Origin of the sequence: Christiangramia fulva, assembly GCF_003024155.1 — a bacterium.
GTDB lineage: Bacteria > Bacteroidota > Bacteroidia > Flavobacteriales > Flavobacteriaceae > Christiangramia > Christiangramia fulva.
In genome coordinates, this window is the sequence record NZ_CP028136.1 from 174942 (window position 1) to 197186 (window position 22245).

The following is a 22245-nucleotide window of genomic DNA, read 5'->3' on the forward strand; positions in this document are numbered from 1 at the left end:
ATAATTTAAAATGCTAAAAATATGTTAAAATAAAATATTTTAATTTGAAAAAACAGAACTGATTTACATTTCTCACATGATTTCTAATTTACTTTTTATTAGACTCTGTGAGCTGCAATCTTTGAATGACTCTATCATTTCTATTTATGATGCGTTAGGTCGTCATGCAGATGAAGAAGGAGAGAAAATCTGCAGTGAAAGGCTTGACAAGAGGAAGAAAATAAAAGCCGAACTTGACGAAACCATTAGTAAGGTACGAAATGGAAACAAGATATGGTCTATAAATATGACTTATTATTTGCTTTGCTTTACTTTAAGGGCATCGAGGGCGCTGGAGGAGCATTTTTATAAAAAAAGCTGGAACAGGCTTTTAAAATACGAATTAAAAAACCTCAATTTATATTATGCGGCGCTATATACCGCGGATGCTCCAAAATATATCATTGATATTCTCATAGAACAAAAAAACAGGGTTGAAAATTACGTCGTGAACGATTTATGATTTCCCTTTTGCTGAAACTTTAAGAAAAAGTGGTTCACAGGCTGATGAAATTCTTAATATTTGGCGATAAGTTTTGGGGGGCATAGCCAAATAAAAAGAGGCTGACTAAAAATACCTTTTCAGACAGCCTCTTTTGTTTTAAAGAAAAACTTTTGGCTTTTAAGCTGCGTTCTCTTTTTTAATGAGATTCAGTGCAGAACCTTCCCTGTACCACTGAATTTGAGGCTCATTATAAGTATGATTAGCCTTGATAGTATCTTTGCTGCCATCTGCATGCACTACTTCAATAGTAAGTTGCTTATCTGGTGCAAAATCTTTAAGATCTATAAAGTTGAAGGTATCATCTTCCTGAATTAGATCGTAATCTGATTCATTATCGAAAGTGATTCCAAGCATTCCCTGTTTTTTAAGGTTAGTTTCATGAATTCTTGCAAAAGATTTTACAAGCACTACTTTAACCCCAAGATGTCTTGGCTCCATCGCCGCATGTTCCCTTGAAGAACCTTCCCCATAATTATGGTCGCCCACAACAACGGTAGGAATTCCTTCTTTTTTATATTCTCTCTGAACAGCCGGCACCCCGTCGTATTCACCGGTGAGCTGGTTCTTCACGAAATTTGTCTTTTTATTAAAAGCGTTCACGGCACCAATCAAACAGTTATTGGAAATATTGTCCAAATGGCCCCTGTAACGCAACCATGGTCCCGCCATAGAAATATGGTCGGTAGTACATTTACCCCAGGCTTTAATAAGCAATTTAGCACCCATAAGGTTTTTTCCATCCCACGGCTCAAACGGAGTAAGCAACTGAAGCCTTTCACTGTCTGGAGCTACTTTAACTTCCACACTGCTTCCATCTTCTTTCGGAGCAACATAACCGGGATCTTCAACGGCAAATCCCTTTGTTGGAAGTTCTATTCCGCTAGGCTCTTCAAGCATTACCTCCTGCCCGTCTTCATTGATAAGCTTATCCCGGGTAGGATCAAAATCAAGTCGACCTGAAATTGCAATTGCGGCAACCATTTCGGGTGAACCTACAAAAGCGTGGGTATTTGGATTCCCATCGGCGCGCTTGGAGAAGTTTCGGTTAAAAGAATGTACAATAGTATTTTTTTTCGTCGCTTTTACGGTCGCTACGGTCCCACTGACCAATACATGGCCCACAGGCATTGGTAAAAATGGTAGCATCAAGATCTTCAAAGATCTGCAGAAGACCATCTCTCTCTGCGGTATATCGAATTTGTTCAGAACCCGGATTGATCCCGAAATCTGATTTTGCTTTAATTTTCTTGTCAACTGCCTGTTTGGCTATGGAAGCTGCACGGGTAAGATCTTCATAAGAAGAGTTTGTACAGGAACCTATCAATCCCCAGTCTACACTTATAGGCCAGTCATTCTCTTTGGCTTTAACTCCCATTTCAGAAATTGGAGTGGCAAGATCGGGTGTAAAAGGACCGTTTAAGTGAGGTTTCAATTCTGAAAGGTTGATCTCGATCAATTCATCAAAATACTTTTCAGGATTTGCGTATACCTCATCATCACCGGTGAGATGCTCTCGCACTTCATTGGCAGCTTCTGCAACATCGGCACGATTGGTAGCTTTTAAGTAGCGCTCCATAGAATCGTCGTAACCAAATGTTGATGTGGTAGCACCAACCTCAGCTCCCATATTACAAATAGTACCTTTACCGGTACAGGACATAGAGCGAGCCCCTTCGCCAAAATATTCAATAATAGCACCGGTTCCACCTTTTACGGTAAGAATTCCGGCAACTTTCAGGATCACATCTTTGGGGGCGGTCCATCCGGATAGTTTTCCGGTAAGCTTCACACCAATTAATTTAGGAAATTTAAGTTCCCAGGGCATTCCTGCCATTACATCAACGGCATCGGCACCACCAACGCCAATCGCGACCATACCAAGTCCTCCGGCATTTACGGTATGAGAGTCGGTACCGATCATCATTCCCCCGGGGAAAGCATAATTCTCGAGTACTACCTGGTGAATGATACCTGCACCGGGTTTCCAGAAACCTATGCCATATTTGTTCGATACTGATTCCAGAAAATCAAAAACCTCACTACTGCTTTTATTGGCAGCCTGCAGATCTATCGCCGCTCCCATTTTTGCCTGGATAAGGTGGTCACAATGCACCGTAGTTGGTACTGCCACTGTTTTCTTTCCGGCCTGCATGAACTGAAGTAGCGCCATTTGCGCTGTCGCATCCTGACAGGCAATACGGTCAGGAGCAAATTCAACATAATCTTTACCACGGGTATAGCCTTCTTTGGCGTTCCCTTCCCATAGGTGTGAATAAAGTATTTTTTCTGCTAAAGTCAGAGGCCTGCCCACCACCTCACGCGCTTTTTCCACACGTCCGGCGACCTGGCTATAGACCTTCTTGATCATATCAATATCGTATGCCATGTTTGCTGTTTTATTTAATGTAAAAGTCTTGCAAAAATAAGCATTTTAGGCCGGTTTTGAAAATTAAGGGCTAATCTCACAAAAAGCTGAATAGCATTTTCATAATGGGAAAAATAGATAGGAAAAATTCAGTAAAAATGAATTTAAATAGATAAAATTGAGAATCTAATAAATTTAGATAGATAAAGCTCCAAAATTGCTCCTTGAGAAAAAAATTGAAGTGGATATTTTATTCGGAAAATTCAAAAAAATCAGGAGAAAATATCCTATGTATCCAAGAATGCGAAAAATATCTATCTTTGACTCGTGGTAAATCGAATTGAAAATATTAATTCCAATTTAATTGAATGGGCTATAACCAGAGCAGGTTTTAAGCTAGAAGAATTTTTTACCAAAAACCCAACGGTTGAAGAATGGATAAAAGGAAACAAATATCCTACTATCAAACAATTGGAAGATTTTACACATAAAGTTCACGTACCATTTGGTTATTTATTTCTAAATGAACCTCCACAAGAAGAATTAAATATTCCTTTTTTTAGAACCGGAAAAGGAGATGTTCAAAAAGTTTCTTTGAATGTATATCATACAATACAAATGCTTCAAGAACGACAAACTTGGCTTACAGAATATTTAACTGAAAGTGGATATGATGATTTGGGCTTTGTAGAATCTTTTGATAAAAATGATAGCTACAGAGAAATAGTAAATAGTATTAGGAAAACTTTAGGTTTAAATGAAGATTGGGCCAAAGAATTCAAAACTTGGGAAGAAACTTTAGATTACCTTACTCGAAAGATTGAAGATATAGGAATAATTATCACTTTCAATGGAGTTGTTGGCAATAATACAAGAAGGAAAATTAATGTTGAAGAATGTAGAGGATTCGTTTTAGTTAACAAAAAAGCTCCCTTTCTATTTATTAATTCTACTGACGCCAAAGCAGCTCAAATGTTCACTCTTTTACACGAGATAGCCCATATTTGGTTAGGGGAGAGTGCTGGATTTGATAATGATGATATGTTACCAGCAGATAATCCAATTGAAAAACTATGTGATAAGGTCGCTGCTGAGTTTTTAGTACCAGAAATACATTTTAAGGAATTATGGAAAACTTCTAAAAATTTCAGCACATTGAGTAGAAATTTAAAAGTAAGTCCCATAGTTATTGCACGAAGAGCTTTAGATCTGAATTTAATTACCAAAGGAGAATTCTTTGAATTTTATAATTCCTACATCAAAAGTTTCCAAATAAAAAAAGAAAATCAAACTTCTGGAGGAAACTTTTATGCAACTGCTAGAAAAAGAGTTAGTCTAAGATTTGTAAACTTTGTCAATAATGCTGTAAAAGAAAATAATCTTTTATATAGAGACGCATATCGTCTTACGAATCTTAGGGGAAATACTTATGACAAATTTGTGAACGAATATCTTTATAAAGTATGATGAGATATTTACTGGACACAAATTTCTTTATTCAAGCCCATCGTTCCTATTATCCATTAGATGTGGTTGAAAGTTTTTGGATCAGAACTAAGGAATTAGCCAGAAAGGGACATATAATTAGCATAGATAAAGTTAAAAAAGAGATTTATGACAAATCATCCCACGAAGATGAATTGAAAATCTGGTGTATTGATAATTTAGAAGATCAATTTTTCCATCCCACAGAAGAAGCTCTTTCTCAATATATCCAAATAGTACAATGGGTTAATACAATGAGACATCAGTACCTTGACAGTGCTATTGAGGATTTCTTACAAGCAGATTTAGCTGATCCCTGGTTAGTAGCATATGCAATAAAGGAGAATTTGGTTATTGTTACATATGAAAAGAGTGCCCCCGGAGCAAAGAAAAGGGTGAAAATCCCTGAAGTATGTAATCACTTTGGAGTAAGATTCGTAGACACTATTGGAATGATGAGAGAACTTAATTCAAAATTTTAGAGAGATACACAGCGGGTCTGTAAATTAAACTCTGTCTGATCTTTCAATTTCTCTTTTACTAATTCCAGAGGCACTGATATTTATGGTCAATGGTATCCTATTACCAAATTTAATATAAAATTGCTGAATGGTAAGACTCCAATTATGGAGAGGAGCTGTCCATTTCTTTTCGATATTCCTGGTAGCCAGATAAACCAGCTTTAGAAGGGACATATCATTAGTGAAGGCTCCCTTGGTCTTTGTAACCTTACGAATCTGGCGATGGAAGCCCTCAACGGCATTAGTGGTATAAATGATCTTTCTGATAGGCTCAGTGAACTGAAAATACTGTGAGAGTTCTTCCCAGTTGCGTTGCCAGCTCTCAATTACTACGGGATACTTCTGTCCCCATTTTTCTTCCAGGCCCAGCAGTTCATCTTCAGCTACTTCTTTATTTACAGCGCGATAGACCTTTTTAAGGTCCTTCATAAATTCCTTCTGGTCTTTAGAAGCGATATATTTAAGAGAGTTTCTTATTTGATGAACGATACAAAGTTGTACCTGCGTCTTTGGAAACACACTGAGAATAGCATTGGTAAAACCTTTGAGATTATCAGTACAGGCAATCAAGATGTCTTCCAGCCCACGGTTTTGTAAATCTGTCAACACCTGAAGCCAGAAGTTGGCACCTTCGCTCTCAGAAATATACATTCCCAGAACTTCTTTATATCCCTCTTTGTTGATGCCTAGAATGTTGTAGAGGGCCTTGTGTTCTATCTTTCCATCTACCTTCACTTTGTAATGCATGGCATCGAGCCATACAATGCAATAAAGGGAATCCAGGGGACGGCTCTGCCATGCTTTTACATCAGGAATGATCCTGTCAGTAATCTGGCTTAAAACCGTATGGGAGATGTCTGTGTCATACATTTCCTTAATGTGAGAAGAGATGTCACGATAGCTCATTCCAAGGCCGTAGAGGCCTATTATCTTCTCAGAGAGATTATCTGCTAAAATAGTCTGGCGTTTCTTTACCAGATCGGGTTCAAAACTGCTTTGACGATCCTGCGGGGTATCAATTTCAAAGGATCCATAGCCACTCTTTATCCTCTTTTTTCCTTTGCCATTGCGCTTATTGCCATTAGAGCGCTCTTGTTCATTAAGATGTGAATCCATTTCTGCTTCAAGAGCTTTTTCAATAAAACTCTTAAGCATAGGCGCAAAAGCACCGCCCTTACCGAAAAGACTCTTGCCCGACATAAACTGCTCCAGGGCCTTCTTCTCTAATTGTTGTTGTTCTTCTGTTGTCATAAGTCTGTCTGAATAAAATTAATTTAAAATTTCCTTCAGACAGAGTTTATTTTACACCCTCTACACAGCCTAATACATATGTTCATCAAAAACAACTGGTATTGTTAAAAAGAACTTATTATCTCTCCCTACTGCATCGAATTTCATTTTATTATTAATTTTTGCGAAACGATTCGCCCTCTTAATAAAATTTGCAACACTGCTTCATATCAGGCCTTCTTAGAACAATTTCCTGATAATTTCTTCTTCGGTGATTCCTTCGGCTTCAGCCTTGTAATTTTTGATAATACGGTGACGAAGTATTCCGAAGGAAACAGCCTGTACATCTTCAATATCAGGTGAAAATTTTCCGTTCACTGCGGCATGAGTTTTTGCCGCAAGAATGAGGTTTTGTGAAGCACGAGGTCCCGCCCCCCAATCTACATAATTCTGAATCAGTTCTGGCGCTTCAGAAGAAGGACGCGTTTTTCCTACCAGTTTTACCGCATATTCAATAACATTATCAGGCACAGGAATTCTTCTTATCAAATGCTGAATATCTGAAATCTCTTCCGCAGAAAATAAAGCATCTACTTCCTGAATATTATCGGTTGTAGTGCTTTTTACCACGTCTACCTCCTCAGCAAAACTTGGATAATCTAAATGGATAGCGAACATAAATCGGTCCAGCTGAGCTTCCGGCAAGGGATAGGTTCCCTCCTGCTCGATTGGATTTTGGGTAGCAAGAACAAAATACGGTTGATTTAATTTATAATGATGCCCGGCTACGGTTACCGCCCTTTCCTGCATGGCTTCAAGGAGTGCCGCCTGTGTCTTGGGCGGAGTCCTGTTGATCTCATCTGCCAGTAGAATATTTGTGAAAATAGGCCCTTTTATGAACTTGAACTTACGGTTCTCATCCAGGATCTCGGCGCCAAGAATATCACTGGGCATCAAATCTGGAGTAAACTGGATCCTTTTAAAATCAAGGCCTAAAGCGCGGGCAATAGTATTTACCATCAGGGTTTTGGCCAGACCGGGAACCCCGACAAGCAAAGAATGTCCCCCGGAAAAAATGGACAGCAGGGTTTGATCAACCACGTTTTGCTGACCCACGATCACTTTGGCAACCTCTTTTCTTAGCCTGCCGTGTTTTTCTACCAGTTTTTCTACAAGGGCAACGTCTGACATATTTTTAATTATTTTTTACCCAATCGCTGGTATAGTCACAATCGCGATATTTCCCGTTCACTTTTATATAGGTGTCTTTGATCTTCTCTTTTTGCCATTTTTCAATCGCCTTAAGCTGCTTATCGCGAAGGGCCAGTTGTTTGATCTTTTGAAAGTCGGTAGCATAATCGGCTTTATGCTCGGGTATTTTTTTAGTGACCTTTATGATCTTGAATTCCGGTCTTCCCGTACGATCCTGCTGGGTTAAAACCTGGGAAACTTCACCTTCCTTGAGACCTTCTACCTGCTTGAATAATTCGGGATCTACTTTGGTCAATTCGAACCGGGTATCACCGGTTCTGGGATTTATAAGTTTTCCACCATCATTCTTTGTCTCTTCTTCATCGGAAACTTCTCTTGCCGCAGCGGCAAAATCAACTTCCCCTTTTACTATTTTGCTTCGAACGGTATCGATCTGTTTTCTGGCAGCTTCCACAGAAGCATTAGTCACATCTGGAATTAAAAGAATATGCCTCAGGTCAACGGTTTGCCCGCGAATCTTATCGATTTTAATAATATGATAACCGAAAATGGTCTCAAAGGGTTCACTTATCTCTCCTTCCTGGAGGCTAAAAGCAACGTCTTTAAACTCCTTTACGAAGGGATCTTTTCTTGAAAGCGTAATTTTTCCACCATTGGAAGCTGTTCCCGGATCCTGGGAATACAAGACCGCTTTTGTGGCAAAACTTGCCCCGTTATCTTCAATATCGGCCTTGAATTCTTTTAGTCGGTCGATTACCTTCTGTTTTTCGGCTTCTGGTATTTCCGGCTTTACGACAATTTGCGAAAGTTCCACCTCGGTTCCGAAAATGGGCTTTTCTTTCATATTATTATAGTACTGGCGTACCTCTTCAGGAGTAACCTCAATATCTTCAATGATCTTTTGCTGCATGCGCTGAGCGAGTTGCCGTTGCTTATTGATGGTAAACAATTCTTCGCGCAGATCTTCTTCAGAATCTTTATTATAGAATTCCAAAACCTTATCTATTGAACCAACCTGGGCTACAAACTGTTGAAGCTGCTGATCTACCATCCCGTTGATCTGGGAATCGGGAATAATAATACTATCCTGTACAGCCTGGTGCGCATAAAGTTTGCTTTCCATCAGTGATCCCGCCAGGTTACAGTCGGTCACCTCGGCAGTAGAGATTCCCTGGCTCTTCATGTCTTTATACATAAGATCAATATCACTTTGAAGAATGATATAATCTCCTACCACGGCGGCAATGCCATCTACCTTTCTGCGGTCATTTTCCTGCTGAACATCCTTCTTCACTTCTTCTTTGGGTTGTATGGAAGTACTGTCAGTCACTACCACTTCCTGGCTGTTCCCAATCACTGATATCAGCGCCACGGAAAGAAAAATGCAAGCCTTAATTGTATATTTCAAATTCATTATTTTTAATCGCATCTTTAGTTATATCTTTTTCTAACTCTTTTATTAAATTCTGTTTTCTCTTATTCAGCAAAATCTCCCTGATAGTTGGTTCTGCATATTCCAGGGGAGCCTGTTCATTGCGGGCAAGCACATCGTTTACATATACAAGATACACATTTAGAGAATCCTGCAATTGCATAAAATTGGACTTTTTGAGCAATTCATCCTTATTCCCCACATTAAGCGGACCAATTTTTTTATAAACAGATTTTGTTTTTACCCACACAGAATCATTCATCGAATAATTCTTAAACTGGATGGCAATATCGCTCAGGGCTTTTTTATCTTTTTCATTAAACCGAATAAACCGCTTCTTTATAGCTTCAATATTATTTGCACTCTTCGGAAGGTTTATATACCGAAGTTTTACAAGGTCTTCATTTAACCTGAAATTCTCTTTATTTTCTTCGTAATATTCCTTTATTTCTTCTTTATTCAAAGTAGTATCAAGATCCCGGGAAACTACGGCTTCAGTATAAGCGTTGGTGTACAGCTCATTTCGGTAATTATTCACCAGCTCATTGAATTCTTTTTGAGTGGTTTCGGGCAGATTTAATTCAGCGCGGTCTATCAGCAACTGCTGGGTTGCCCAGCGGGTAATATAATTTGAAACTATTAAAGCACTATCTTCAGCTGAAGTATTTTCATTAATAAGTTTATTGATGTCATCTTCATAAAGGTAAGAATCATTCACCCTTACGATCACCTTGCGGTCATCTTCACTTTTTTGAAAATAATCACAACCAGTTAAGAACAAAGCCAGAATGCCTATTCCAAATCCGAAAAATTTGTGCTTCAAAATTTAATTTTTTTACCGCTCTGCAAATGAAATGCCAGAAGAAGCGTTTTTCTTTTCCTCCTGCATTCCGCGCAAAAATAAGAATAACTTAAGGTTCTGCAAGCTAAAAGCAATAACGAAAAGTTACCAATATAATTATGTAGGGAATGCGGTTTCCATTTTTCAGAATTTATTTACCTGATCCTTTTAAAGAATCTCTCCTTCTTATAAACTTTTCAAGCGATTATTTAAAATGGTAGGAGCCCTAAAAAACAATTTTTTAAAAATTAAGGCGCAGTTATTGCTCTTAGGCTGTTATATTTGCGAAAAATTTATTAAAAAATGAAAAAATTTAGCATAGGATTGATTCTTCTCTTCGTAGGCTTAGCCGCTCAGGCGCAAAGCAAAATAGGTACCATTGACGCGGAATATATTCTCGCTCAAATGCCCGAAAGTATCGATATCAATAAGCAACTTGAAAATTACAACAAAGAACTTCAGGGTGAGCTTCAAAAAAATATTAATGATTATCAGTCACTGGTAAAAGAATACCAGGCCGCCACCGACACTTTGACTGAAGCTTCACGAAAAGAAAAGGAATCAAAGATCATCGAGCTCGAAAATGACATTAAAAATTTCCGCCAAAAGGCTTCTGTCATGATGCAGATGAGAAGAAATGAACTTACAAATCCTCTTTATGATAAGATCGATGCCGCTATGAAAAAAGTGATTGCCCAGGAAGGCTATACTCAGATCTTTCATGCGAATGCAACCGGACTTGCATATTCACGCGCAGAAGATGATATCACCGAAAAGGTCATGAAGATCATGGGAGTAACTCCGAAACCTGCTCCCGCACAGGATTCCGCCTCCCAGAATAAACAATAGAACAATAAATTATATATAAAAAATCCCGCGAAAAGCGGGATTTTTTTTGCTTGTTTAAATCTTTATAAATCCTGAAACTATCAAGGTAAAACCTAAAAATTTCAGACAAACTTATTCCAAATTTTATCTGCTGTAATTAGGTGATTCCTTGGTGATGGTCACATCGTGAGGATGACTTTCGTGAACTCCCGCCGCGGTAATTTTTACAAATTTCCCTGTTTCTTTGAGTGTCTCAATATCTTTTGCTCCGCAGTAACCCATCCCGGCTTTAAGTCCGCCCACGAATTGGTGAATGCTTTCTTCCAGATCGCCTTTGTAAGGCACACGGCCCACAATTCCTTCGGGAACGAGTTTCTTAATATCGTCTTCCACATCCTGGAAATATCGATCTTTGGAACCTTTTTGCATGGCTTCCACAGAACCCATTCCGCGGTACGATTTGAATTTTCTTCCCTCGTATATAATGGTCTCGCCCGGAGATTCTTTAGTTCCGGCAAGTAAAGAGCCCAGCATCACGCAATCGGCTCCCGCAGCAATCGCTTTAGGAATATCGCCGGTATAACGAATTCCGCCATCTGCAATTACCGGTACGCCACTGCCTTTGATAGCCGCGGCTACTTCAAGGACCGCCGAAAATTGAGGAAAACCAACACCGGCTACCACTCTTGTGGTACAAATTGAGCCGGGACCAATTCCAACTTTTACCGCATCGGCTCCCGCTTCCACCAGATATTTGGCAGCTTCTCCGGTTGCTATATTTCCCACAACCACTTCCAGTTCCGGGAATTTCTTTTTTACTTCTTTCAGCACCTGAACTACTCCTTTTGTATGCCCGTGCGCAGTATCGATAATGATCGCGTCCACGCCCGCATTCACAAGTGCTTCGGCCCTATGAACCGCATCCATGGTCACCCCTACTGCCGCAGCCACCCTCAAACGACCATAAGTATCTTTATTGGCCATGGGTTTTTGGGTAAGTTTGGTGATATCCCGGAAGGTAATGAGCCCGACCAGCTTTTTATCTTTATTGATTACCGGCAGTTTCTCGATCTTGTTTTCCTGAAGGATATCTTCGGCCTCATCAAGGGAAGTTCCCTCTGCAACCGTTACGAGATTTTCAGAAGTCATCACTTCAGAAATCGGTCGGTCATTATTTTTTTCGAACCGCAAATCCCTGTTGGTCACGATCCCGATCAATCTTCCTTCTTCATCAACAATGGGAATACCACCAATGCTGTGCTCTTTCATACAGGCCTTGGCGTCTTTTACTTTTGCCGAAATGGGCAAGGTTACAGGATCTATGATCATCCCGCTTTCAGCCCTTTTCACCTTTCTCACCTTCAGCGCCTGCTGCTCAATGCTCATGTTCTTGTGCAGAACTCCAATCCCACCTTCCCTCGCGATGGCAATTGCCATACGGGATTCGGTAACGGTATCCATCGCTGCGGAAACAATTGGAACGTTAATAGGAATATTTCTGGTGAATTTTGACTGAATGCTGACTTCCCGGGGGAGAACTTCAGAATAGGCAGGAACTAAAAGTACGTCATCGTAAGTAAGTCCTTCGCCGAGAATTTTTGATTCGTGTGCGGTCATTGCAATTAAGGATTAATTGCATGCAAATATAAGGTGAATTACTGAGAAAACTTAATTTGAAAGCTTTAAGTCTTCATATTAAAATTGCAGTAAAACAAATCCTCCTTTTTAATTATTAAGAGCAGCCCGAATTAGTGGCAAAATAGCCAAATTAGCTGATACTCTCTTTTAAGAAAAACCTAAAGATTTTTTATACAGTGGCATAAATAATATATTTGAATCTTAACCTTTAAATACCAAAAAATGAAAAAGACAATCACTATGTTAAGTTTACTTCTTATTACAAGCCTGGGATTTCAATCCTGTAAAAACGGCGAAGGAGATGCTAGTAGTTCAGAAATTGAAAATACAGATATTGTTCCTTCCGGAACTTATACAGGAGAAGCAATTAAAGTAGATCCGGAAGAGCAGGAAGTTTATTTAAAAACCGATGATGATAAAACGCTGGAACTATATTTCACCGATCAAACTAAATTGAGCAAAGATGGCGAAACCGTAGCCTTCAATACTTTGTCTGAAGGGCAAACTCTTCAAGTAGAGGTAGAAAAGAAAGGAAAACGCTTGGATCCCATAAGTGTTGAAATAGTGGAATAGGAATGAATGAAATTCCCTCAATGTGGCGAAAAGAGCTATTGCATCCTCTTTTCGTCCATTTTCCCATCGGACTTCTAATTATTACGGCCTTAGTAGGCATTGCAGCAATACTTTTCCGAAATAAAAAATACGCCGGTAAACTAAGATTTAATTTTTCTCTACAGTTATTTCTTGGGATCATTTTATTCTGGATAACCTTTTATACCGGCCAAATTGCCTATGGCGTGGAAGTCCGAAAAATTTGTGATCCCACGGTACTTAAAGATCATCTTTACTGGGCTTATGTTGCAGGATATATTTTTTCGGCCGGAGCCCTGATCGAACTTGTTCGTCTTATCTGGAGAAAAAAAATTGCTTTTTTACTATTCCTTGCTGTTGCTTTATCTGTTGGCGGCGCTCTAAGTCTCACTTATGCAGGACATTTGGGTGCGCGAGTTGTTTATCAACAGGCGGCAGGAGTTTACCACCCATCTCCCGATTGTACAGAATTTGAATAAATCAGGAAATTCTGAAAGAAGTTTTTTTATAACCTAAACTGAATGGTAGTATACCAGGTTAAAGGCTACTTAAAAAGCTAATTTTTCCCTTTTTATCGATCCGATCTATGATTTGGTAGCGGTAAGTGTGTCTCCTGAAATACTAATTGAATAAATTTTCAGATCTCTGGTGGATCCACTTGCATTTTGCGGCCCCTGAATAACATCCCCATCTGCCTCATATTGGGAATGATGAAGCTGGCACTCTATCAACATATCATTCTGTATCCACACCAGTTTACCTCCCTGATGAGGGCAGATTGCTTCTGTTGCTATAAAATCATTCGTGGTATTTCCTGCCCCAACACGAAAAAAGAGGATTCCGTTTTTGGTAGTTTGATCCCCCACATCGCTGAGCGTAGACAAACTAATAGAAACCTTATTATCTGTCCCGCCATTATTTCCGCCATTATTCATTTCAGAATCGTCGCCTCCAGAGCTACAACCCGCCAATACACAGGAACCTGAACATATGAGAATCACTCCTTTCCCGACCGAACTAATAAATTCAATTCTTTTCATTTTTAAAAAATTAAGGTTGATAATTATTTTTTGTGGGGAGCGAGGTTAAAATTCCTCGAGATCGAAAAACCAAATCTCACTCCTCCATCGCTCCAGCTTTTTGTAGTATTCGGAATATAATTATTGGCTATGATGTACTGAGAATTCTGAAAATTGAGACTAAAAACGTGGCCACCGGTCTCGATTTCCAAACCTACACCAAATGGATTGAAATATCCCCCGGGAGTATCCCTGCTAAGACCATTCACGATGGTATAATCGGCAACAATTGCAAATCTCTTGAAGAGCTTGATTCTTCCTCCCAACGCAACGGAAAAAAGATCATCTTCATCACCAGTGCTATCCACCAGGTTATTTGATCTTACCAAATACCCCGGGCCTATTAGAAACGAAACTCCCGACGAAAATTTTCTTGCAACTATAACCTGGAAAAAATTGGAAATCCTATCTGCCTGTCCATCAAATTCACCATCAAAAAATTCTTCCCGGGTAATCCATCCTGCCTGGTCAAACAAGGTCACAGAGATGGGAAGACCTTCCTCTTTTTGTTGAAGAAGTCGGTACTTTAAAAGACCATTATAGGTCTCATTATATTTACTTCTTCCAATTCCAACTGTTAATTTATCTGAAATACCATAATCTACCCCAAGGTAAATATCGGTTGCCGCATCCAGTCCATACAAGGTATGTGAGCCCCCAAATTCGCCCCCAATATCACCGAATCGATGAGCTATCCAAACAGTGAGATTCTTTGCTTTCTGAGTTTCATTGGTCTGGGAAAGTACCAGCCACGGACTTTTAAAAGTTGCTTCCACCACATAATTTTTTTCGGTAGAGAGGCTGTTCATAATGCTATCAACATCCTGAGAAAAGGCGCTTTGGAATATGCAAAGCAGTAGTAAGGATAAAACTGTTTTCATTGATTTAAAGGTTTTAGTTGTCCTTCTGCTTTAACATCTACAACTTCAGCAATATTCTGCCACAGAATTTGAGGGATTTTAATTTGGTGATCTTCGCAGGCAACTTTAAATTCAGAATTAATACTTAAAGTTTTTCCATCTTTCGACAGGGAAAGAGATAAAGGCAAAGTTCGTTTCTGGGTCACGCCGTGAATAGTGAAATCTCCTACCAGATTATATACAGCAGTTGTTCCCGGTTTTAAGTCTTTAATATTTTCAACTTTTCCTTTAAAAAAGGCCTCGGGAAATTTTTCACTCTCGACATAATTTTCATTGAAATGTTCCTGCATTAATGCTTTTTTAAACTGAAATGATCTCAAGGGGACCTTTATCGATGTGGCTCCATTTTCCAGGTTCAGAACCATGATCCCTTCACTGGAATTTGCATCAATATCTTCCACAGGTGCCGAAGAAAAAAAATTGATTTTCAAACTCGTGGTTTGGTAAAATTGGGGCGTGCCGGAGTATAGTAAACCCAGACAAATCATTATTATGTAAGTAAGACGGAACATAATTTACCTAATTGAATTTAAAGGCTTTAGCTTAAGCGCAGGAAACAGTAACATTATGAGTATGACCTTCCTGATTTGTTGAAGTCGCAGTAATTTGATGATTACTTTCGAGTTCGCTGAATTGTGCTGAGGTTAACGTGACCTGATGCGTGTGTTGATCGGTAGAAGCCTGACTGAGCGTGTAGGTCTTCGCCGTTCCCGCCGCTACATCCTCCTTGGAAACTGTTAGTTCATGCCCATGATTAGCGCTAATAGCCACTTCTGTACCATTGTCAAGACAATTCCCAGAAGCCATAGTATCTCCAGGATTTGGATTTGGGTTCGGGTTTTCCATTTCATCCCCAGAATCTGAAGAACATCCCAGTAATGTGATTGCGGGAATAACCAGTAAACTCGCGGAGGTTTTTTGAAGAAACGATTTTCTGTCCATGACTTTGAATTTTAGTTAATAATTTTAAACACGAGTTTGACCGAACAACTGAAAGAACCAGTTCCTAATCTGGTTAAAACCGGAAAAACCCTTCTTATCCTGATCTTTAGACCCGATAAAATGCATGACATTCTTTACTATGCGATCACAGTAAATGAGGTTAAATTCAAAAATTTCTTCAGGAGAATAGCTTTTATAAATTTCACTTCGAAGCATGGCTTTAGCTCTCTTTAGCCTTATTTTTACATTAGACTCTGAAATATCCAGGGCTTCAGAAGTTTCACGGGTGCTTAAGCCATTTAATTCTCTCAAGGTGAAAACCATTCTATAATCTTCATCTATTTTAAGAATTGCGGCTTCAATAATTTTTTTAAGCTCATTGTTCATAACCGTTTTACCAGTATTCAAAGTTTTACCTGTAAACATGGGCGTACCGTTATTTCTTTCTATATCATCAGAAGCATATTCCTTACTGTAACTAAATTTCTTCACCTTATGATAACAATGGTTGAGCATGATCTTCACGATCCATGTTTTAAAAGAAGAGCGATTCTCAAACTTATCAAGATTGAAATAAGCGCTGATAAAAGATTCCTGCATCATGTCTTCAGTATCTTCCTGATTTAGCCCGTAGCTTTTTCCTATTTTGAATAAATAAGGATTGTACCGACGGATTATTACTTCATAAAGCGCCTGGTCACCGGCTAGAATCTGAGGAATTAATTCGAAATCTGTAGTCTTTTCAAAAGGTTTAACGTCTATCATATTTTCAGGTTTTAGTGAAAAAAGTAAGTGTGCGGGGAAAAGAGATTGAAGCACAGGTGCCAGAGCACCCGCGCTTTTTAACCTGGTTCTAACGAGAAGATTTTTCTTTCTCTGCTCTTACTAATTTAAATATTTTTCCTGTATTTCCCTGAGGGCCAACTTCTTTTGATGCAGCTACATAAATTTCGCCCTTCCAATCCTGGCCGAAACCTTTAACATAATAGCCTATTCCTTCTTCTTCCTCTTCAGATTCTTCTCCGGATCCTTCGCCTTCCTCCGATTCGATTTTGACATTTAACTCCTGAAATGACCACAAACCTGGTCCTGCGGGATTGGATATAAAAATATTTCCATTAGGCCCTTCACCTTCTTCAAATTCTTTGGCGAGAGATCCGAAAATATATTTTCCCTGGAAGCCGGGCAATTCATTTCCGCGGTAGACATAACCTCCAATGATGGCTACTGTTTTTCCTTCCCCAGGGAGAGGATTCGCATAATTCATCATTTCTATTACAGGATCAATAAGTTCGTTCCCATATTGATCAACATCGGGACAGGAACTCAAAATATTCGTATTATTAGAGGCGTCGAAGCAATGAGTGGCTTCCTTTACATTCCATCCGTAATTGCCACCCTTCTCTACAAGGCTAATTTCTTCCCACATTACCTGTCCGGCGTCTCCAACGTAAAGCTGATGAGACCCGCTCATATCAAATGAGAAACGGAAAGGATTTCTAAAGCCATAGGCATAAATTTCATCCATACCCGGTATATCTCCGGCAAACGGATTATCGGCTGGAATTCCATAAGGATCACCGGAATCCACATCAATTCTTAAGATGTTTCCTAATAAATTCTGTTCAATATCCTGACCGTTACCACCTTCATTGGTAGCATACCAATCGGAAACATGACCAAATCCTATATCATTTTTATTTCCACCGTCTCCAATAGAAATATAAAGGTAGCCATCAGGGCCAAAGGCAATCGTTCCACCTTCATGGTTGAATTGCGGCTGATCTATTTCCAGAATGGCTTTTTCTGTACTCTTGTCGGCTTTATTAGTATCAGATGATACATGAAATTCGGCAATCCTGCTTAAATTATTATAGTCAGGATCTTCAGGCGGGGCTACATAATACACAAAAAAGCGACCGTTAGAAGCATAATCGGGATGGAAAGCCAGTCCTAAGAGACCTCTTTCATCATATCCCGGCCATAAATCGATCATCTCATCACTTACGTCTAAAAATGGTTCATCGAGTTTGTTTCCTTCCTTATCAACGATCCAGATTTTACCTATTTGGTCAATGATGAAAAGCCTTCCTGAACCATCGGGAACAGGCACAACTCCAACAGGAGAAACAAGGTCTTCTGCTACTAATTCCAATTCGGCCGTAGTATTCTTATTTACTGCGGCTTTCGCGTCTAAATTGTTGATTTCTGACTCCACATCTTTCGTACAGCTTAGCATTCCTCCCATCATTAAAAGGAGAAAAAATACCATGAATGGACTTCTACTCAAAAATGAATCTTTAAATAAATACACGTTTTTCATAACTCTGGTTTTATTGGTTAATAAATTGGTCTTTCAAACTATTACGATAAGAGGTTAAACCAGAAGACTATGGAGCTAAAGAACAAATGGCCGAACCACCTGCCTTTCTAAAATAGAGTACATGAAACTTAAAAGGGTTACAAAATTTTTGGAAAAAGTTCCTCGATAAAGAAATTACCTGGCTTGAGGCACCGCATTTGATACCCCATAAAATGGAGAGGAATTATCGGGATTTACTTTGCACGGAAGGACATACATTTGCGCCATAAGAACAAAAAACACAACAATCTCCTTCTTTTGGTCTTAAAACTTTTTTACAATTGTCGCATTCATAGAAAAACTGGCAACTCTCAGAAGGCATAATTTCCTCTTTTTGGAAATTACAGTAAGGACAGGTTATTACAGATTTTAAATCTACTTCCATTGTTGATATTCCAAAAATTTAAACCAAGAAAATATGAAAAATATCAATACCAGATCATAACCTAAACTGAATGGTGGTATACCAGGTTAAAGGCTGCGCCGGAATGATTCCAGGCCCCGGATATCCAGTGGCCCTTCTGGTGAAATAATAATTATTCAGCAGGTTATTGATCCCCGCTTCCAGTTTGAATTTTCCAAAGCTGTAAGAAGCCGAAAGATCCATAATTCCGTATGCCGGGATAGCGCCTTCGATCCCACGCTGATTGTCATTCACGTCTTGTGGCGCGTTGGTCGCATCGGTATATTGTTTTGAAAGATAGGTGTATTGGAGTCCGGCGAGGAAATTCTTATAACCGAAATTAACTCCGGTCTTTAAATTCACATTAGGAATGAATTCCACCTGATTGCCTTCCACATTTATTTCTTCAGAACGGGTATATTCTGAACTGGTCAGAGCCGCATTCACAAAAACATTCAGCCTGTAATCTTCAGCCGATTCAAAAAAGGTATTTTTCAGGTTCCAGTCGGCAAAACTTTCCAGGCCATAAATAAACGCATCTCCAATATTTCCGCGAAAGCGGACGATCCTTCCGGTTTCTTCCATTTCGCCTTCCGCATTTTCTCGTACTTCAGGTTTTAAAACCTCACCAATACGGTCGTTATATTTCAGTGCGAAAACATTCACGTCATAGGAAACCTTATCCTTTAGCCTTCCGCGAATACCGAGATCGGCAGTAAAGCCTTCCTCATCCTGGATATTAGGATCGACCTGGTAAACCGGGTTGATCACCCTGATATCATTAAAGGTGACCGAGCGATAATTCTGTGAAAAATTAGCGTAAAGCTCATTGGAAGCATTCAAATTATAACTGCTCCCCAGCCCAAACAACACAAAACTTCTTTCAAAATTCCTGTTATCGGTAATTTCACGATCCAGCAGAATATTTCCCGCGAGATCTTCAAGAATGAATTTATAGGAACCTTCAGCCTGCGTATTGATGTACTCAACCCGAACACCCGGCGTCAAAGAAAAATTATTGGTGATATTGAAGATATTTTCACCGAAGAACGCCAGGTTCTTATTAGGAAATTCAAATTGCGACTGCCTTGAATAATAAGGAAATTCGTCACTGGCAAAATCAAAATCGGGACCGGCAGAAGCACTTCCCGGACCCTGCCGCTGTTTGTTGTGAGCATCATAATATTTGCTTCCAACCAGTAACACCGATTCTTCCCCAAAAAGGTCGTAGCGGGTAAGAAGCCTCGCTTCGGCGCCCCAGTTTTTAAAATGGTCGACGAGCAACTCTCTTGGAGCCGTTGGATCGTCGGCCTGGGAAACCCGATTTTCCCGAAAACCAATGGCGCTTCTAGTCGCATCGAGTCCGAAAACATTGAGACTAAAATCGGTTTTTGAAGAAAATTCGTGTTTGAATTTAAGGGCATACAAATTCCAGTTCACGTCGAACCAGTTGCGTTCGCGGTTGCTGAAATCAGGATCCAGGTAGAACTGCGCATCGGTCAATCCGCCCGGTTGCTGAGCAAGGTAATCCAAAAAAGTATACTCAAAACTCAGACTGGTCTTTTCGTCAAACTGCCATCCCAAATGAGCAAAGGCGTTATGGGAATCATATTCAGAATTTGGCCTGAAGCCATTTCCGCCTTTATAATTATAGTAAGTATAATAGCTGAATTTACCCACGGTGCCGCTCAAACTGTTGAAGCTGGTGAACATATTGTAGGATCCAACCGACTGACGGGTTAAAAACTCTATGGGTTTCTCGGAAGGTTCTTTAAAAACGAAATTTATGAGTCCGCCGAACTGAGTACCGTACTGTAAGGAAGCTGCTCCGCGAATCACCTGGATTTCCCGAAGAGCTTCCGGCGGTGGTGTATAATAACTTTCAGGATAACCCAGCACATCTGCCGAAATATCATAACCATTCTGCCGCGTATTGAAATTCTGGGTACGATTAGGATCCAGGCCACGACCGCCGATATTCAACTGCAGGCCAGCATCGCCATTATCATAAATATTTAAGCCCGCCACCTGGTTGTAAATTTGTCGGGCATTGTTGGCCGCGAGATTCCCCGTGACCTTATCAAGCATTACCACTTCACTTTTCTTCCCGGCATAGATCGCGGTGCCCTCTACCTTTCTCAATTTTCGAAGAGCGAAGATCTGCTCACGCCGATTGGTCAAAACGACTTCGGAAAGACTTTCGGCTAGTGGAGATAGTTGAAAATTAACAGTTTTGTTAGACCGAAGTTCGATCTCCCTTTCTTCGATCTCGTATTCATAGCTGAAGACCGCAAAAGTATAAGTGCCGGCTTTGAAAGATCTGGTTTTATAGTTTCCATTCGCGTCGGCTACCGTCACCTCTCCGGTTGTCTTATTCCAGACCTCGGCATTGGGAACCGGTTTTCCGGTTTCGGCCGAAGTGATGGTGCCGCTAAGTGAATATTGGGCGCTTGCAATTGCCGTGATAAAAAATAAAATACTAAATACCTTTAATTTCATCATTGAATGGTAATATGAATGTTTTATGCCTGAAGGAATCTTCATATTCGAGAAGATCGGCTTCAGGATCTATATACTTACGGCTTCGCCTGCCGTTGAGGGCTACAAAATTTTCCACGTGAACTTCAATATTCTCATGTCCTTTTTCGCGGAATTCTTCGGCCAGGAAATGTGCGTATTGCAGGATAAAATCGGGTTGTGTGGACATTTGTTTCTCCTGAAAAGGCGTTAGATACTGACCATTATCAATGTAAAAGCGTTTTCCGGAATCCTTATCCTCCACGATAAACTGCGCGTATCCTACTTTTTCCATCAGCATGACCCTCCACGAAAACCGAAAGCCTTCTTCTGTCCAGAAAAGTTCACCCGGATACAGCAAATACCTCCATGGAAAAAGGATCTGAACGATAAAAAATACCGCCAGAATTGCCAATATTGCTTTCCTTTTAATTCCATTATACACAAGCTTTTTTCCGTTATCGAAAACCGATTTATTAATATGGAATAAACGTGAAATAAAATTCAGGATCCGGTGATGGAAGCCGGGACTAAAAAATATAAGCGCGCTCACGATCATGATATATGGAAACATCCCGATGGGGAAAAGAATCCGGGTGAGTACGTGAAAAATGATCACGACGAGAAATGCTACAAATCTCGTGCGTCGCCATAAGAGAAAAAAAGGAATAAGCAGGTCATATAGCATCCCGCTCCAGCTAAAGGCATAATGCAGCCATTCCTGCTGCATCAAATTGCCCAGAAATGGCAGATCGTATTGAGCAGGCAGCCAGATCTTCAAAGGCATTGCCCTTAGCAACCAGTCGCTGTTCACTTTCGCGATCCCGGCGTAAAAATAAACCGTGGCCATAAGCAGTTTGATGGCGTCTATGCTCCAGGCAGGTATTTTCTGAAAGGCATTTTTCCTATTTTTCCAGGCATCCAGTGAAAAATAAGCGGAAGCAGGCAGGAAAATCATCAGGAAGCTAAGAATGCTTATAAAGTAATAATGGTTGAGATACGTGGTCTTATCCATGAGTTCGATATAGGTAAAACTCAGGAAAAAGACGAGAATCGAAATTCGGTATTTATAGCCTACAGCCACTAAAAGAGCAGCAATGCCGCAAATGGCAAAAATGAGATAGGTATAGTTTCCAAGAGGTTTAACCCATTCGAACCCGTAATAGGAAAAGAAGAATTTCGGGGTGATGTATAGTTTTTCAATCCAGCCGTTCAGCCAAAACCGCACCACGCTAATAAACATCATTACACCGAAGCAGATCCTGAACACTGCCAGGGGAGCCGCTTCGGTGTAAGATTTAAGATATTTATTCAGTTTTGCCGACATTGTGCGAA

Annotated in this window: 20 protein-coding genes and 1 pseudogene; 6 read left to right on the forward strand and 15 right to left on the reverse strand. The window is 39.9% G+C overall.

Annotated elements, in window-relative coordinates; translation table 11 throughout:
* Window positions 1–76 precede the first annotated feature (76 nt).
* Window positions 77–502 (forward strand): hypothetical protein, encoded by a 426-nt coding sequence (locus C7S20_RS00860; protein WP_107010717.1) that lies wholly within the window; start codon window positions 77–79, stop codon window positions 500–502.
* Window positions 503–661: 159 nt separating this feature from the next.
* On the opposite strand, the pseudogene C7S20_RS00865 reads toward C7S20_RS00860, so the two are convergent.
* Window positions 662–2930: pseudogene (locus C7S20_RS00865) on the reverse strand (aconitate hydratase).
* A gap of 306 nt (window positions 2931–3236) precedes the next feature.
* Between C7S20_RS00865 and C7S20_RS00870 the strand changes: the two are divergent.
* Both C7S20_RS00870 and C7S20_RS00875 read left to right on the forward strand, forming a co-directional pair.
* The gene (locus tag C7S20_RS00870; protein WP_107010718.1) at window positions 3237–4376 is read left to right on the forward strand and encodes an ImmA/IrrE family metallo-endopeptidase; all 1140 of its coding nucleotides are present in this window, start codon (window positions 3237–3239) and stop codon (window positions 4374–4376) included.
* The gene (locus C7S20_RS00875; RefSeq protein WP_107010719.1) at window positions 4373–4876 is read left to right on the forward strand and encodes a DUF4411 family protein; all 504 of its coding nucleotides are present in this window, start codon (window positions 4373–4375) and stop codon (window positions 4874–4876) included. Before C7S20_RS00870 ends, C7S20_RS00875 begins: the two co-directional genes overlap by 4 nt.
* A 24-nt stretch (window positions 4877–4900) precedes the next feature.
* On the opposite strand, the gene C7S20_RS00880 is transcribed toward C7S20_RS00875, so the two are convergent.
* From C7S20_RS00880 to C7S20_RS00895, 4 genes are all read right to left on the reverse strand, one after another.
* Window positions 4901–6166, reverse strand: coding sequence for an IS256 family transposase (locus C7S20_RS00880; protein ID WP_107010720.1), 1266 nt, complete (start codon window positions 6164–6166; stop codon window positions 4901–4903).
* 219 nt (window positions 6167–6385) lie between these two features.
* Complete coding sequence (locus tag C7S20_RS00885) at window positions 6386–7336, reverse strand: AAA family ATPase (protein WP_107010721.1); 951 nt, start codon at window positions 7334–7336, stop codon at window positions 6386–6388.
* A 4-nt stretch (window positions 7337–7340) separates the two neighbouring features.
* A complete protein-coding gene (locus tag C7S20_RS00890; RefSeq protein ID WP_107010722.1) occupies window positions 7341–8786 on the reverse strand; it encodes a peptidylprolyl isomerase in 1446 nt (481 codons plus the stop codon).
* The gene (locus C7S20_RS00895; RefSeq protein WP_227009072.1) at window positions 8749–9612 is read right to left on the reverse strand and encodes a peptidyl-prolyl cis-trans isomerase; all 864 of its coding nucleotides are present in this window, start codon (window positions 9610–9612) and stop codon (window positions 8749–8751) included. The genes C7S20_RS00890 and C7S20_RS00895 overlap by 38 nt, the downstream gene beginning before the upstream one ends.
* A 321-nt stretch (window positions 9613–9933) precedes the next feature.
* On the opposite strand from C7S20_RS00895, the gene C7S20_RS00900 reads away from it, so the two are divergent.
* Window positions 9934–10479: an OmpH/Skp family outer membrane protein gene (locus tag C7S20_RS00900; protein ID WP_107010723.1), complete on the forward strand. Its 546-nt coding sequence runs from the start codon at window positions 9934–9936 to the stop codon at window positions 10477–10479.
* A gap of 123 nt (window positions 10480–10602) precedes the next feature.
* On the opposite strand, the gene guaB is transcribed toward C7S20_RS00900, so the two are convergent.
* Window positions 10603–12075, reverse strand: a complete 1473-nt coding sequence (gene guaB / locus C7S20_RS00905; RefSeq protein ID WP_107010724.1) for an IMP dehydrogenase — start codon at window positions 12073–12075, stop codon at window positions 10603–10605.
* 243 nt (window positions 12076–12318) lie between these two features.
* Between guaB and C7S20_RS00910 the strand changes: the two genes are divergently transcribed.
* Both C7S20_RS00910 and C7S20_RS00915 read left to right on the forward strand, forming a co-directional pair.
* Window positions 12319–12669, forward strand: coding sequence for a hypothetical protein (locus C7S20_RS00910; RefSeq protein WP_227009073.1), 351 nt, complete (start codon window positions 12319–12321; stop codon window positions 12667–12669).
* A 2-nt stretch (window positions 12670–12671) separates the two neighbouring features.
* On the forward strand, window positions 12672–13166 hold the full coding sequence (locus C7S20_RS00915) for a DUF2231 domain-containing protein (RefSeq protein WP_107010725.1): 495 nt from the start codon (window positions 12672–12674) through the stop codon (window positions 13164–13166).
* Between the two features lie 105 nt (window positions 13167–13271).
* Here C7S20_RS00915 and C7S20_RS00920 read toward each other — a convergent pair whose 3' ends face one another.
* The 9 genes from C7S20_RS00920 to C7S20_RS00960 form a co-directional block, all read right to left on the reverse strand.
* Window positions 13272–13727 carry a QcrA and Rieske domain-containing protein gene (locus tag C7S20_RS00920; RefSeq protein ID WP_107010726.1) on the reverse strand — a complete coding sequence of 152 codons (456 nt, stop codon included), beginning with the start codon at window positions 13725–13727 and terminating at the stop codon, window positions 13272–13274.
* Between the two features lie 23 nt (window positions 13728–13750).
* A complete protein-coding gene (locus C7S20_RS00925; protein WP_107010727.1) occupies window positions 13751–14647 on the reverse strand; it encodes a DUF5777 family beta-barrel protein in 897 nt (298 codons plus the stop codon).
* A complete protein-coding gene (locus tag C7S20_RS00930; protein WP_159039845.1) occupies window positions 14644–15117 on the reverse strand; it encodes a YceI family protein in 474 nt (157 codons plus the stop codon). Before C7S20_RS00930 ends, C7S20_RS00925 begins: the two co-directional genes overlap by 4 nt.
* Window positions 15118–15229: 112 nt before the next feature.
* A complete protein-coding gene (locus tag C7S20_RS00935; protein ID WP_107010729.1) occupies window positions 15230–15628 on the reverse strand; it encodes a hypothetical protein in 399 nt (132 codons plus the stop codon).
* Window positions 15629–15652: 24 nt separating this feature from the next.
* Window positions 15653–16393 (reverse strand): sigma-70 family RNA polymerase sigma factor, encoded by a 741-nt coding sequence (locus C7S20_RS00940; protein WP_107010730.1) that lies wholly within the window; start codon window positions 16391–16393, stop codon window positions 15653–15655.
* A gap of 88 nt (window positions 16394–16481) precedes the next feature.
* The gene (locus C7S20_RS00945; protein WP_227009074.1) at window positions 16482–17951 is read right to left on the reverse strand and encodes a PQQ-dependent sugar dehydrogenase; all 1470 of its coding nucleotides are present in this window, start codon (window positions 17949–17951) and stop codon (window positions 16482–16484) included.
* A gap of 223 nt (window positions 17952–18174) precedes the next feature.
* Window positions 18175–18375, reverse strand: coding sequence for a GDCCVxC domain-containing (seleno)protein (locus C7S20_RS19695; protein WP_107010731.1), 201 nt, complete (start codon window positions 18373–18375; stop codon window positions 18175–18177).
* A 54-nt stretch (window positions 18376–18429) separates the two neighbouring features.
* Window positions 18430–20892 carry a TonB-dependent receptor domain-containing protein gene (locus C7S20_RS00955; protein ID WP_107014042.1) on the reverse strand — a complete coding sequence of 821 codons (2463 nt, stop codon included), beginning with the start codon at window positions 20890–20892 and terminating at the stop codon, window positions 18430–18432.
* Window positions 20873–22237, reverse strand: coding sequence for an HTTM domain-containing protein (locus C7S20_RS00960; RefSeq protein WP_107010732.1), 1365 nt, complete (start codon window positions 22235–22237; stop codon window positions 20873–20875). Before C7S20_RS00960 ends, C7S20_RS00955 begins: the two co-directional genes overlap by 20 nt.
* Window positions 22238–22245 lie beyond the last annotated feature (8 nt).